Here is a 13,611-nt window from a genome sequence, read left to right as displayed (position 1 = left end):
AAACAATATCCGCACATGAGTCCGATAACCGAACGAAACGGGGAAATGATGCGCAGAGGACGGATTGAAGTCATCTGCGGTTCCATGTTCTCCGGCAAGACCGAAGAACTGATCCGAAGATTGAAACGGGCCGAGTTCGCCCGCCAAAGCGTAGAAATATTCAAACCGTCCATCGACACGCGCTATGCCGAACAAGACGTGGTGTCGCACGAAGGGAACTCCATCCCCTCCACGCCCGTAGATTCTTCTGCCAGCATCCTGCTGCTCGGTTCGGACACGGACGTAGTGGGCATAGACGAAGCACAATTCTTTGACGAGAACCTGATTGACGTATGCAACGAATTGGCCAATCGCGGCACACGCGTAATCGTGGCCGGACTGGACTTGGATTTCAAAGGAATACCTTTCGGCCCCATGCCGGGATTGTGCGCCGTGGCGGACGAAGTGACCAAGGTGCATGCCATTTGCGTACGTTGCGGAGCGTTGGCCTACGTGTCCCATCGTACCGTCGACAACGAGAAACGAGTGCTTTTAGGGGAACAGACAGCATACGAGCCCCTCTGCCGTGCCTGTTACCAAAAAGCGATAGAAAAAGATAACCTAAAACATCAAGCCTAATTCCTGCCTCATCATGTTTGAAAAAGAAATAACGTTCGACCGGTTTATCCGGGGATTGATGGTCGTAGCCGGACTGGGACTATCCATATATGTCCTCAATCTGCTTAGCACAGTATTACTTCCTTTTTTTATAGCCTGGTTCCTGGCATATATGATTTATCCTACGGTGAAGTTCTTCCAATACAAACTTCATCTCCACAACCGAATCTTGTGTATCGCCATTACCTTATTACTAATATTGGCAGCCATAGCCGGCTTTTTTTGGCTCATCATCCCACCGGCCATTGCAGAATTCGTGAGATTCCGCGATTTAATAGCCGACTTCATCAAAGAAACAGGAAATTCCACCATAACCCGCAGTATCGAAATCTTCTTCCAACAGAATATCGATCAAAATGCTTTCATACGGTTACTGCATGAGAATAACGTAATGGAAGCGTTGAAAGTAGCTATCAACCAGCTATGGAGTCTGGTTTCGCAAACATTCGATTTCATCATTGCAATACTCGGTTTTTGCATGGTGCTCCTCTATCTTTTTTTCATCTTGTTAGACTACGAGAAATTATCTGAAGGTTGGATTAAGTTAGTCCCCAAACGCAGCAGGCGTTTTGCAGCGGAATTGGTAGATGATGTACAACACGGGATGAATTCATACTTTCGTGGTCAAGCCCTTGTCGCTTTTTTAGTAGGAATCTTGTTCAGCATCGGGTTTCTCATCATCGACTTTCCTTTAGCCATAGGCTTGGGAATGTTCATCGGCTTTTTGAATCTCGTCCCCTACATGCAGGCCATAGGCTTTATCCCGACTCTCCTGCTCGCTTTATTAAAAGCCAACGACACCGGGGAAAGTTTCTGGCTGATTTTACTTTCGGCTTGTATCGTCTTTATCGTCGTACAAAGCATACAGGATGCGTTTCTCGTCCCTAAAATCATGGGCAAGCTCATGGGATTGAATCCGGCCGTCATCCTGTTGTCGCTATCCGTGTGGGGATATTTATTAGGTTTAATCGGCCTCATCATCGCACTTCCCCTGACGACCCTCCTGCTTTCCTATTACCGTCGCTTCATAGAGCGGGACGAACGCAAAGTCATACTGGCCGAAGAAAGGCGATGCAAACGCCCTTCATCTTCCCAGGCCTTTTCAAGCGAATCCTCCGATACTTTCCCCCACAACACCACAACACCTAATCACAACGGTGAGTCCACGCCAAAAGAAGAACACATTCATGCTTCTGAAAGCGGTAAAGGCTCTTCCGTGGAGGGTGAAAAGGATTAAAAGACATCATCTCCACGAAAAAAAGCCCCCATTACGAAAAAAAACGGGAAAATCTTTTGCTATTCTCAGAAAAAGCCGTACCTTTGCACTCGCAATCAGGAATGATGCGCTATAGAGGTTGATTCGTTAGCTCAGCAGGTAGAGCACAACACTTTTAATGTTGGGGTCTTGGGTTCGAGCCCCAAACGAATCACTGAAAATAAAGCGGTTATCTAATTCGGATAATCGCTTTTTTCATGTTTAGACAATAAAGACAAATTCATATTAATAAATGCTCCGGAATCGCGTTCTCCTGCGATTCCGGAATCCCTCCTAAAACTATTTCAACTCCACCAACTCATATTGCTGACTGCCCAACCCGATTTGCTCGGCATAGTCCAACGTATGCATGCCGTGCCGGGAGTCGATGCGTTCAATCAGGTGTATCTTTCCATGGTCTTCCGAAGCACGTACCTGGTCCACACAAGCCCGGTCGAGCGCCACGGGGTCAAGCGAAGCCAGGATTCCGATGTCCCCCATCTTCGGGTCTTCAGGTGTAGCCACGCAATCGCAATCCACCGAAAGTTTGTTGGCCACGCTGATGTACAGGATGCGGTCTCCGCAATGGTCAGCCACAGCTTTGGCCGCTTCGGCCATCGACTCTAAGAAATCGTCCTGCGGAGGCAATTTGCCCCACACTTCTTTCACGCTCTTCGTTTTTCCGGCAGAATGAATGTAAGCCTTTCCCGAAGAAGAAGCGATACCGATGGAGATATTCTTGATAGCCCCACCGAAACCACCCATCGGGTGACCCTTGAAATGGGACAACACTACGGTAAAGTCATATTCCGGATACGCCTTTCCCACAAAATCTTCTTTCAAATGCTTTCCCCCTTTCACAGGCAACGAAACTTCTCCGTCCGCATCCATGATGACTACCGGGGCTATGGCCGTAAAGCCGTGGTCTTTGGCCGCTTTCAGATGCTTTTCCGTATCGGAACGTCCGCCACCGTAGGCCGTATTGCACTCCACGATAGTGCCGTCCACCTTCTGCACCAACCCTTTTATCAATGCCGGATCGAGGTAATTGTTATTTCCGGGTTCGCCGGTGGAAAGCTTCACCGCCACTTTTCCGGTAGCCTTCCGCCCGAGCGCTTCATACACTTTCATCAGACTCTCCGGACTGATTTCTTTTATCATATACACTTTGGCCGGTACTTTTTCCGACCGTGTCTCACAAGCAGTTCCCTGTCCCTTCACACCGGAAGTCCACAGGGAAAGACCTGCCCACGCGCAAACCGCGAATAAAAACAAACGTTTCATGACCCTATATTTTAAAAAACTCATTTTACACTCCATTCCACCACTTCTCCAATCATCGGACACAAGACTTCCAGCGAGCTGTCCTCAGCCAACTTACGGGCGTTCTCCAACGGTTCGTCCCAACGGTGGCGTGCCAACGCGTATTTGGAATGATGCACCGTGAGCACCCGTTTGGCCCCCAAGGCTTCGGCTTCCGCATGCAGGTATTTGGGCAACGTGTGGATATAACGCCAGTCTACGTTGTACTGCCCGTTCTCCAACACGGCCAGATCTATCCCCGGGAAACGTTCCCCGATGCCGGCATAATGCGCTCCGTAACCGCCGTCCCCACCGATGTACACCTTACGCCCCGCCACTTCTACCAAAAAAGACGCCCACAAGGTACGGTTAGACCGCAAGCCACGGCCGGAGAAATGGCGGGCGGGCAAGCAATGCACCGTAAAACCGCTGTCCGGCACCGCCGTCTCGTTCCAATCCAACTCCACCAACCGTTCCGGTTCATAACCCCAGTACTCAAAATGTTCGCCTACGCCCAAAGGGCACACCACCTTACGGACGCGCCCCTTCAACTGCGTCACCGTCCCATAATCCAAATGGTCCCAATGGTCATGCGTAATCACCAGATAGTCTATGTCCGGCATATCTTCCGGACTATAGATATCCGTCCCCGGAAAAGGCTTATTCAGGAAAGATACCGGAGCGGCACCGCAAAACACGGGGTCCACCAAAATACGCTTGCCGCCCAGTTGAAACAAATAGGAAGAATGCCCGAACCATACCAAAAGCTCCCTATCCGGGTCGAGTGCACGCAAATCCGTCTTTACCGACGGAACCGGATGTTCCGGCCGCAATCCTTCCGGCGACTTTTTGAAAACGAAATCCAACATGGCTTCCCACCGTCCCTTTTCCGAAGTCATCAGGGAGGTAGGTTCCTGGTTACGGAACTCCCCGTCCCTGAAGTTCGGCGACCGCCTGATACGTTCCAACCGTTCGCCACGCGGCAAACGCCCGAACGGCGGCGTCTGAAAGAAAAGGATCACAGCCACAACCGCCACGGCCATGACACACAATATGACGAACAATATCTTTACCATTTTCTTCCGATACATGTCTTTTTTTAACTTTTTCTCCTAATGTCCTGACAAAGATAAGCGTTCGCCCGGAAATATCCTATACCTTTTTTACTTGATTTACAACCGGAATTACTTCCCGTCCTCCCGAATGCGGATTCTGGCCCTCATCCTTTCATCATCCTGACATACAGCCACCCCGGTATATGACGATACACCCAAGCAGCCAACCTCCAGCGCCGGGTAACATATACGACTTTACGCCGCCGGTCGATACCTCGTGCGATTTGCCGGCAAGCCTTGTCCACCGGAGCGACCCAAAACAGCCCCTCACCCTTGGCCATGTCCGTATCCACAAAACCGGGACGGATGTCTGTCACCCCTATCGGCAGCCGCCGTGCGGTCACACGTTGGCGCACCCCCTCCAAATAATTCATCTGGAAAGATTTCGTGGCATTATAGGCCGGTGCCGCCCCGCTGCCTCGCAAGCCGCCCACCGAGGTGACAGCCGCCAGATGCCCCTGTCCCCGGTTTTCAAAACACCGTATGGCCCAGTCCGCCACGCAAGTCCATCCCGTCACGTTCGTATCCAACGTACGACGCTCCACGGCGTAATCCAGATTCGGATTCAAGTCGCCCGTCCCGGAAGAAAGCACCAGAACGTCCACTCCTCCCAAGCGGGACGCCAAACGCTCCAATGCCGCCGGCAGTGCCTCCGTGTCCGTCACATCACACACCTCCGCTTCAAACACAGCCGGACGCGACGCACACAAGTCTTTCAAACGCTCCGACCGGCGCCCCATCACTCCTATTTTCACTTCTCCGCGTTCCGCATACAAACGAGCCAATCCCTCACCGATACCGGACGTGGCTCCCACAATCAAAATTCTCTTCATGGTCGTTTACATTTTATTTCCACTTTCGATTTTCGGGCAAAGTTAAAAGGGAGCCGCCGGATTTTCCTTGAAGTATTTCAAGAAATTCCGGACTTCAACAATTTTTTCCGGATGGCACTCACCGTTTCGGGCGTCACCCCGATAAACGAAGCGATTTCTTTCAGCGGACGCTGTTCTTTCAGTTCGGGATAACGCCTCATCAAGTCCATATAACGCTCTTCGGGCGTACAACAATAACTGTCCATCAAACGGCGGTAGGTCATGACGAACAGTTGCTCGGCCACGATGCGCCCCAAACGCTGATGTTCAGGAGACATTTCCCAGTAACGCCTCAGCTTTTCGTAAGGCAAGACGTAAAGCGTGCTTCTCACGATAGCCTGCACGTCTGCCAACGCCGGACGGCCACAAAGGCACGAGGTGTATTCGGCCACGAAACTGTCGCAGAAGCTATACCCGACGATATGCTCCCCACCTTTCGTGTCCGTCCGCACGAAACGGAACATGCCGTCTTCCACATAGGCCACACGCCCCGACCGTTCGCCTTGCCGCACAAAATAATCCTGCTTTTCCAATATCCGCCGCTCCCCTTGTTCCAAAAAGAACCGTTTCATGGCCGAGAGGTCCAGCTCTTCCATATAATAATCATTTATCGCATCCATGCCGCAAAATTAATATTTTCCGTGCATGCCCGCACATTTATCCCACCCCAATCTATCAAATTGTCAAATTGTCAAACTAGCCGGTGCAGGATTGCACCATTCGGACACAAAGGAAGGCACGAGCGGGAAAACGCGATTCTCGCGGAACGGGAAGAATGCACAACGCCGACCGTTTGCCTCCTTCCGCTTACTTTTTGTCCGTCCGGATGCCAATCCGTGCGCACAGGCAAAAGACACTCGTCAACGAGACAGGGTATTTCCATGACATCCTGCTTCCCCTTTTTTGTCCTCCGAAAGCCACCAATCAGCATCCAAAAGGGTATCCTGCACATGTTTGTATGTCGCTTTCACCCCGTCCGTACGCCGTCATGCGTAGTTTTCCGGAAAGTCCTGCGGAGAAAAAAAGTGTTTTTTCAGCCGAATGAAAAATGAATCGACTGAAATTGATTCTTAATTTTGCTTCAGGAAAGTAAAAAACGAACCTGAAACCTTAAAAAGCGTGTATAAATCGGACTGAAATCCTTCCTGAAAGCACTTTTCCATACGCTCCCGTTCTTCTAAAATTTGCCATTTTACTTTCCTTTCGTCACCCATTCCCATATTTCCCTTTCATTTATCCAAAAAGCACAAATCCACACGACCAACGGGAAACCGCAGGACATGCCGCATAAGACCAACCTCAACATGCAGGGTAGCCTACTGGAAAGCCCTTATTCTGAAAAGGATTTTTTAACGCGGCCGGATTGCATATATTTTCCCAATACCTTAATTTTGAACATTGATTTTAAAACCATTTCGCCATGAAAAAGATGATATTGGGATGTTTTTTGTATGGGACGGCCATAGGATTATATGCACAAGCCCCACAAGGGGACTTCAAAGGCTCGATACAAATAGGGCAAACGACAATGCCTATCGTGTTCCACTTCGGAGAGCAGAACGGCCAACCGGTAACCACCATGGACAGTCCTGCACAAGGAGTTTTCGGTTTCCCCGTACAGTCGTCTGAATGCCTTTCCGACGGAGAATTGACCCTGAAGATTCCGCAAATACAGTTCTGCTACGTGGGCAAAGTACGCGGCGACTCCCTGATAGAGGGGACGGTGACGCAAGCCGGGCAGTCCCTTCCGCTGAACTTGGTACGCACGGCCCGGAAAGCCGGTGCATCGTCTGAACCGGAAAGGCCCGGCACCCCCAAACCACCCTTCCCCTACCGGGAAGAAGAGGTAACCGTCACCACGAAAGACGGCATAAAATTGTCCGGCTCACTGACCTTGCCCGAAGGGGAAGGGCCATTCCCTGCCGTGCTCCTTATTTCCGGCAGCGGGCCGCAAGACCGGAATGAAGAGGCATGGAAGTACAAACCGTTTCTCATGATAGCCGACTGCCTGACCCGGCAAGGCATCGCCGTACTCCGCATGGACGACCGCGGGACCGGCAAGTCGGGAGGCCGCTATGCCGATGCCACCTTGCAACTCGCCGCCACGGATGCGGAATGCGCCTTGGATTATCTTCTCCGACGGAAAGACATCCGGCGCGAAAAGACCGGACTGGCCGGGCACAGCATGGGCGGCACCATCGCTTTCCGCATCGCCGCACAATGTCCGCAAGACGTGGCTTTCGTACTTTCATTGGCCGGAGCCGCCATTCCGGGAAAAGACCTGATGATGCACCAATGCGAGAAGACCATCCTTTCGCAACTCCCTGCCGCCGCAAGCGACAGCCTGCGCCCCCTGTACGAGGAACTGTACGGCACCATGGCGCTCCCCCTCCCGCTCGATTCCATACGCCACAGGAGTGCCCCTCTCATGGTCTCCATTTGGCAGCATCTCGGCATAAACGAAGGCACCTACCGGGAAAACCTCACGGACAGCATCCGCCGACGCAATGCCCGCCTGCTCACCGAACAGGCCATAAGTCCGGAAATAGCCAGCATCGTGCAATATGACCCGAGCCATGACTTAAGCCGGGTGCAATGCCCCGTATGGGCCGCCAATGGGGCAAAAGACCTGCAAGTATTGCCCGAAGAGAACATGGAAGCCATCGAAACGCTCGCAAAAGGAAGCCCGCAAGTCGTCACGCACATTTATCACGGCCTGAACCACCTGTTCATGGAAGCCCCCACCGGGCATCCCTCGGAATACGGGCTTCTGAAAGGGAATTTCAGTCAGGAAGTGCTGCAAGACATGGCAGAATGGATCAAGAAAACCGTAGGTGCCCCACAAACGGCTTTCTGACACGTCCCACGACCGTAAGGGCAAAAGCCCTCGTTCACTTCACGGTTTGCGTCCGCAAATACCTCTTGAACTGCTCCTCCGAACCGTTGAACACGTCGATGTCCACATCGCCCCGGATACCGCGTACCCGACCGTCGGGCGAGAGCTGCCAGTAAAGCAAATGCACGTATGGCTTGTACTCCCCGTAACGGGCCACCCATACGGGATACTTTTTCAACTCTTCCGGTGCGAACGGCATATAACGGTTGACAAAGTCCTGGCTTACATATATAATTGGTGTAGTGCCGCTCCGGCGGCCCACCTCCTTCAACCATACCAACATTTCACGGAACAGCACGTCACGGCCTCCCATCGCCGCAATCCTCCTGTCGGACAGTTCCACGTCGAGCATCGGCGGAAGGTCGCCTTTCCGCAAACGGGATTTCTTCAGGAAATAATCTGCCTGACACATCGCCGGACGGGTGGAAAAAAAGTGATAGGCTCCGACCGGGAACCCATACCGGCGTGCGGCACGCACATCCTGCGTATAATAAGGATTGAACACCGTCAGCCCCTCCGTGGATTTGATGTAGACGAAAGAGACCGGATAGTCCACCGCCCCCAACGCATTCCGGTCTGCCGTATGCCCCAGACGTGTAATGCGCAGGTTCCTCCAGTCTATGCCGTACGTCCGGTGCCTGTGCTTGTGTTGGTATTTGGAAATGTCGATGCCGTATATCCGTTCCGAATGGTACAGCATTTGTTCGCCCCGGAACCGCCCCTTCGCCCATACCCCGCACTTGACCACCTCGTGAGGAGCTACTGAAAAGCCGAAGCCGTCACGCCGCCCGTCCTTCCATTTCCCCACGTAATACCCTCCGTCGTATGCCATGAACTCCCCCTCGCCATGCTCTTCCATCCGTCGGTTGAAGAAACCTTCATACATCCCCTCTTTTGCCCGAAGACGTCCGCGCCGCAAAGAATCCCCGCGCCAATATCCGCTGTACGTGCGCCCCAAGGAGTCGGTATACTCCCCGTATCCTTTCCGGATGCCCGCACGCCAACCGCCACGGTACACCCCGCCATCGGGATACCGCATCACCCCCTCACCTTCCGGGAAGCCACCGGACAACTGTCCGTAGAACAGCGTATCCCGACGCGCATAAGTACCGTAGACCGCCCCTGTTTCCGGCACGTCTTTTTCTCCGGTAAAGTCAAAACGGCCCCCCGTGCGCCAACCGGAAACCCAGGCTTTCAAATCTTCCCATACACACTCCGGCCAAGACGAATGGGACAAACTCAAGGCATACAACCCGGCAGCCGGATAAAAGCGGCCGCCGGCCCACATGCCGTTCAGGTTTCCCCACGGGCCGAACACCGGGGCGCCCTCAGCTCCTTGGACTAAAGGAATTTCCGGACAACCGTCTTCCATCCGGATGCTCACCGGCGAAGCCTCGTTTTTTTGCCTACGGGGCGCCGCACCCGACCATCCCCAATGCCCCCACCATGTATAATACGGCGAAAGGAAATGGAACCAACCATAGGGAAACGGATTCAACCGAAAACGACGGCAACCGTCGGGCAACTTACCGCCTGCCGCCTGCCACACGGACGGACCTCCCGGCCTTTGCGCCAACCGTCGGCAAACTACCGTCCCTCCATCCGCAGCACGGCCTGCCCCCGCATGGATACGCAGCGTCCGTTCCTCACGCAAATACGCATCTTCTCCCCCAGCGGCCAGCAAACTGTCCAAAGCTTGCTTGCAACGCGCCAGTTCTCCACACTGCGCCTTCACCCATTCGTTATGGGCCATGACTTCATGAAATCCTTCGTCCACCACCGAATGCGTACGGCCGTAATACTCCATTTCCTCCAACATCCTACGAAAACCGGCCAAACGCACAGACAACAGCCGTGCCTCTTTCTGCAAGGCAGGGAGCAAGTCCTCACGGTTCAACCGCTCCGGTCTCGCCACGGAATCAGCAGCCGTCAGCAAACGGCCGGAATAGGAAATGAAAAAGGCATTGGACCGAAATTCACACTTTGCCGTTTCACGCTCCGTAGAAAGCCCCGTTAACGTGGAATCGGCGCGCAAGGCATTAAAATACAAGGTGTCTCCTCCGGGTACTCCCAATTCATACCAAGACACCGTGACGGCTTCTGCCACGCCATCCCGGCATGCCTTTTCCGAAACAGGCCAAAAAAGCAGGCATCCGCACAAAATGATGCCTACCGTCGCCGCCCACGCCGTTCTCCTTTTATCCCATTTCCATTTCATACATTTTCCCACACGAAAAAGCCTCAGCACTTTTCTGTCTAATTAAAAACAAAAATACAAAAAGCATTTAAAAGATGTTGCGGTTTTAAAAGAATATAAGTATTTTCGCATCGACAAATCATTTATTAATTTAACTAACGTTCCATTGTATCATGAAAATCAACTCTCTGCTTGCAGGTGTAGCACTCATGGCAACTTCGTACACGGTTCACGCACAAGACAACACCGTGACCGTACAGACCAAGAAAATCGGGGCTGAAATACAACCCACGATGTACGGCGTGTTCTTTGAAGACATCAACTTCGGAGCCGACGGCGGCTTGTATGCCGAACTCGTCAAGAACCGTTCTTTTGAATTTGCTCCCGACCATTACATGGGTTGGAAAATGTTCGGCAACGTCACGTTGCAGGACGACGGCCCCTTCGACAAGAACCCGCATTACGTGCGTTTGGGATGTGCCGGACATGGCGACATGTGGACGGGCATACAGAACGAAGGTTTCTTCGGCATCGGCCTGAAGAAAGATGCCGAATACCGTTTTTCCGTATGGGCACGCGTGCCGGACGGCAAGCCGGTGACGCTGATGGTCCAGTTCATCGACCAGAACACGATGGATGACGCACAGCAATTTGTCAGCCAGGACTTGGTCATCAACTCGAAAGAATGGAAAAAATACACGATGGTCATGAAATCCAACCGTACCATCGCCAAAGCCAACCTGCGTATCTTCCTTTCCAATCCACAGCACCGTTCGGGCACAGGCACCGTGGATTTGGAACATGTGTCCCTCTTTCCCGTAGACACTTGGATGGGACATGAGAACGGCATGCGCAAGGATTTGGCACAAGCCTTGTATGACATGCGTCCGGGCGTGTTCCGTTTCCCCGGCGGCTGTATCGTGGAAGGTTCCAACTTGGAAACGCGCTACCAGTGGAAAAACACCGTAGGACCGGTGGAAAACCGGCCGCTCAACAAGAACCGCTGGGAGTCGACCTTTACCAACCGTTACTATCCGGACTATTTCCAAAGCTACGGTTTGGGATTCTATGAATACTTCCTGCTGAGCGAGGAAATCGGTGCGGCCCCGCTTCCCGTATTGAATGTGGGCATGGCTTGCCAGTACCAGAATTGGGACAATGAGAAAGCCCACGTGGCCTGCAATGCCGATGACCTGAAACCTTACATCGACGATGCCCTCGACCTGATCGAGTTCGCCAACGGTCCGACCGACACGAAATGGGGAAAGCTGCGTGCGGAAATGGGACATCCGGAACCGTTTAACATGAAATACTTAGGCATCGGAAACGAACAGTGGGACAAGTTCTATTTCGACCGCCTGAAATTCTTTGTGGAGGCTGTCCGCAAAGCCCATCCGGAAATCCTCATCATAGGTTCGTCCGGTCCCGATTCGGAAGGCAAGATGTTCGACCTCGGTTGGGAAGACATGAAGAAACAGAAAGTAGACCTTGTGGACGAACATTTCTACCGTCCGGTAGACTGGTTCAAGAACAGCATGAACCGCTATGACGACTACGACCGTAACGGCCCGAAAGTGTTCGCCGGCGAATATGCCTGCCACGACCACGGCAACCGCATGAAATGGAACCACGCAGGTGCTTCCATTTACGAAGCCGCCTTCATGACCACATTGGAACGCAACGCCGACATCGTGCACATGGCCACATACGCCCCGCTTTTCGCCCACGTGGAAGGTTGGCAATGGCGTCCCGACCTGATTTGGTTCGACAATCTCCGCAGCGTGAAGTCCGTAAGCTACTACGTACAGCAGATGTATGCCAAGAACATGGGGACGAATGTCGTACCGGCCACGCTCGCCACTCCCACTCCCAAAGGTGAGGACGGCTTGTTCACCAGTGCCGTGTTCGATAAGAACACCGGCGAATATATCGTGAAGGTCATCAACACGACGGATAAGGCACAAACCGTGGACATTAAATTCGACGGCTTGAAGAAGATAGAAGGCAACGCCTCAACCCTTACCTTGGATTGCAGTGACTACACCTTAGACAACACATTGGACCATCCGAACGCCATCATTCCTCAGGACGGATGGGCAGCCGTAGAAGGCAACGTCATCAAAACCACCGTCCAAGGCAAGAACTTCGTCATCTTCAAGGTGAAGAAATAAAGCCTCGGTCACGAACCTCTATAACGTTTTTTTGCGGGTACTTCCTTTACCACGAAGGAAGTACCCGCAAACTTTTCACCCTACGCCATAAGAAAAATATCGGAAAACCTTGCATTTGTCTCCTCCGATTAACTTAGTTTAATACAGAATATTTGTATACCTGATAGAACCATCTTAAATTTCGGAAAATTTAATTGTATAACCTTTTAACACCTTATGAACATGAAAAAGTCAGTTACATTAATCGGTGTGTGTTTTGTATTTTCCGGGTTGCAGGCGCAAATCAAGATGTATTCCAATGGCAATGTAGGCATCCAATCCTCGGCGGTACCGGAGGCTGCGTTGGTCGTGGGAGGAAATGCAAGTAATAAAGGGACGGGATATAAGACTTACATCCGTTCTAACAATCATGCCCTGTACGTAAGACGTGAAGGCGTCCCTACGAACAATTCTACTTGGCTTATAGCCAATGAAGGTAATAATTGGGTAGATGGAGGGCAATTCTATATAGGGATAAAAGGCTACTCTATATATGGCAGTCCTTTGGGACGCGGTAGGGCATGGGGAGTATTTGGTGAAGCCGGAAATTCCACCAGTGGCTACAATTATGCCGTACACGGTAATTTGAGAGGCAACCAAAGAGGATCTGCCATAGTCGGGACATTAGACAATGTAGATATAAATGTACCCGGTCGCTATGTCGGTTATTTTATGGGCGACATCCGTACCACAGGAAATATTTACGGTACGGTGCTGACCCCCTCGGCTTCCCGTTCCGCCTTGATGGGGCGTTCGGCGGTAATGCCCCTGTCGGCTGAAAGCGATGCCACGAACAGCATGTCAGTGGTAGAGAAACTTTCGCAGTTGACCGCCGTGCAATACAACCTGTCCGAACCACAGGCGGCACAGGCTTTTGCGGCATCGGGGGATACCGTGGCAGCAGCTCCCCGTTCCGTGACAGACGTGCAGGCATTGGAGAAAACACATTACGGACTGGATGCCGAAGTGCTGAAAGAGATCTACCCGGACCTGGTCTATGAAAGTCAGGAGGGAGACCTTTGCATCAACTACACGGAGATGATTCCGCTTTTGGTGCAGTCCGTCAGTGAACTCCGCGCACAAGTGGTATCGTTGCAAGGGGCGCAG

At 52.2% G+C, this 13,611-nt stretch carries 11 protein-coding genes and 1 tRNA gene; 6 read left to right on the top strand and 6 right to left on the bottom strand.

Features of this window, described 5'->3' with window-relative positions; translation table 11 throughout:
• Window positions 1-15 precede the first annotated feature (15 nt).
• The 3 genes from HMPREF9442_RS13530 (at window position 16) to HMPREF9442_RS13520 (ending at window position 2,087) form a co-directional block, all read left to right on the top strand.
• Entirely contained in the window at window positions 16-618 is a 603-nt protein-coding gene (locus HMPREF9442_RS13530) for a thymidine kinase (RefSeq protein WP_008629665.1), read from the top strand.
• 13 nt (window positions 619-631) lie between these two features.
• Entirely contained in the window at window positions 632-1,894 is a 1,263-nt protein-coding gene (locus HMPREF9442_RS13525) for an AI-2E family transporter (RefSeq protein WP_008629664.1), read from the top strand.
• Between the two features lie 120 nt (window positions 1,895-2,014).
• Window positions 2,015-2,087, top strand: a tRNA-Lys gene (locus HMPREF9442_RS13520).
• A gap of 125 nt (window positions 2,088-2,212) precedes the next feature.
• Here the strand turns inward: HMPREF9442_RS13520 and HMPREF9442_RS13515 are convergent.
• The 5 genes from HMPREF9442_RS13515 to HMPREF9442_RS16550 all read right to left on the bottom strand — a co-directional run bounded on the left by HMPREF9442_RS13515 (window position 2,213) and on the right by HMPREF9442_RS16550 (window position 6,421).
• The gene (locus tag HMPREF9442_RS13515; RefSeq protein WP_008629663.1) at window positions 2,213-3,232 is read right to left on the bottom strand and encodes a DUF362 domain-containing protein; all 1,020 of its coding nucleotides are present in this window, start codon (window positions 3,230-3,232) and stop codon (window positions 2,213-2,215) included.
• Window positions 3,217-4,305, bottom strand: coding sequence for an MBL fold metallo-hydrolase (locus HMPREF9442_RS13510; RefSeq protein ID WP_008629662.1), 1,089 nt, complete (start codon window positions 4,303-4,305; stop codon window positions 3,217-3,219). Before HMPREF9442_RS13510 ends, HMPREF9442_RS13515 begins: the two co-directional genes overlap by 16 nt.
• A gap of 128 nt (window positions 4,306-4,433) precedes the next feature.
• Entirely contained in the window at window positions 4,434-5,162 is a 729-nt protein-coding gene (locus HMPREF9442_RS13505) for an SDR family NAD(P)-dependent oxidoreductase (protein ID WP_008629660.1), read from the bottom strand.
• 77 nt (window positions 5,163-5,239) lie between these two features.
• Window positions 5,240-5,821 (bottom strand): Crp/Fnr family transcriptional regulator, encoded by a 582-nt coding sequence (locus tag HMPREF9442_RS13500; RefSeq protein WP_008629659.1) that lies wholly within the window; start codon window positions 5,819-5,821, stop codon window positions 5,240-5,242.
• A gap of 450 nt (window positions 5,822-6,271) precedes the next feature.
• Entirely contained in the window at window positions 6,272-6,421 is a 150-nt protein-coding gene (locus tag HMPREF9442_RS16550; RefSeq protein ID WP_008629656.1) for a hypothetical protein, read from the bottom strand.
• Window positions 6,422-6,621: 200 nt separating this feature from the next.
• On the opposite strand from HMPREF9442_RS16550, the gene HMPREF9442_RS13485 reads away from it, so the two are divergent.
• Window positions 6,622-8,058 carry an alpha/beta hydrolase family protein gene (locus HMPREF9442_RS13485; RefSeq protein WP_008629655.1) on the top strand — a complete coding sequence of 479 codons (1,437 nt, stop codon included), beginning with the start codon at window positions 6,622-6,624 and terminating at the stop codon, window positions 8,056-8,058.
• A 34-nt stretch (window positions 8,059-8,092) separates the two neighbouring features.
• On the opposite strand, the gene HMPREF9442_RS13480 is transcribed toward HMPREF9442_RS13485, so the two are convergent.
• A complete protein-coding gene (locus HMPREF9442_RS13480) occupies window positions 8,093-10,315 on the bottom strand; it encodes a glycoside hydrolase family 25 protein (protein ID WP_008629653.1) in 2,223 nt (740 codons plus the stop codon).
• Window positions 10,316-10,467: 152 nt separating this feature from the next.
• On the opposite strand from HMPREF9442_RS13480, the gene HMPREF9442_RS13475 reads away from it, so the two are divergent.
• Both HMPREF9442_RS13475 and HMPREF9442_RS15455 read left to right on the top strand, forming a co-directional pair.
• Window positions 10,468-12,465 carry an alpha-L-arabinofuranosidase family protein gene (locus tag HMPREF9442_RS13475; RefSeq protein WP_008629648.1) on the top strand — a complete coding sequence of 666 codons (1,998 nt, stop codon included), beginning with the start codon at window positions 10,468-10,470 and terminating at the stop codon, window positions 12,463-12,465.
• Between the two features lie 222 nt (window positions 12,466-12,687).
• Window positions 12,688-13,611 (top strand): hypothetical protein (locus tag HMPREF9442_RS15455; protein ID WP_253271117.1); only part of this gene is annotated, 924 nt, incomplete at its 3' end.

Source organism: Paraprevotella xylaniphila YIT 11841, assembly GCF_000205165.1.
Classification (GTDB): domain Bacteria; phylum Bacteroidota; class Bacteroidia; order Bacteroidales; family Bacteroidaceae; genus Paraprevotella; species Paraprevotella xylaniphila.
The sequence above is the reverse complement of the archived record's forward strand: the minus strand, read 5'-3'. Positions and strand labels throughout refer to the sequence as shown.

Bases quoted from the DNA above. Each gene is read 5' to 3' on its own strand.
- HMPREF9442_RS13530 (WP_008629665.1), top strand. From the start codon at position 16: ATGAGTCCGATAACCGAACGAAACGGGGAAATGATGCGCAGAGGACGG.
- HMPREF9442_RS13525 (WP_008629664.1), top strand. From the start codon at position 632: ATGTTTGAAAAAGAAATAACGTTCGACCGGTTTATCCGGGGATTGATG.
- HMPREF9442_RS13515 (WP_008629663.1), bottom strand. From the start codon at position 3,232: ATGGAGTGTAAAATGAGTTTTTTAAAATATAGGGTCATGAAACGTTTG.
- HMPREF9442_RS13510 (WP_008629662.1), bottom strand. From the start codon at position 4,305: ATGTATCGGAAGAAAATGGTAAAGATATTGTTCGTCATATTGTGTGTC.
- HMPREF9442_RS13505 (WP_008629660.1), bottom strand. From the start codon at position 5,162: ATGAAGAGAATTTTGATTGTGGGAGCCACGTCCGGTATCGGTGAGGGA.
- HMPREF9442_RS13500 (WP_008629659.1), bottom strand. From the start codon at position 5,821: ATGGATGCGATAAATGATTATTATATGGAAGAGCTGGACCTCTCGGCC.
- HMPREF9442_RS16550 (WP_008629656.1), bottom strand. From the start codon at position 6,421: ATGGGAATGGGTGACGAAAGGAAAGTAAAATGGCAAATTTTAGAAGAA.
- HMPREF9442_RS13485 (WP_008629655.1), top strand. From the start codon at position 6,622: ATGAAAAAGATGATATTGGGATGTTTTTTGTATGGGACGGCCATAGGA.
- HMPREF9442_RS13480 (WP_008629653.1), bottom strand. From the start codon at position 10,315: ATGAAATGGAAATGGGATAAAAGGAGAACGGCGTGGGCGGCGACGGTA.
- HMPREF9442_RS13475 (WP_008629648.1), top strand. From the start codon at position 10,468: ATGAAAATCAACTCTCTGCTTGCAGGTGTAGCACTCATGGCAACTTCG.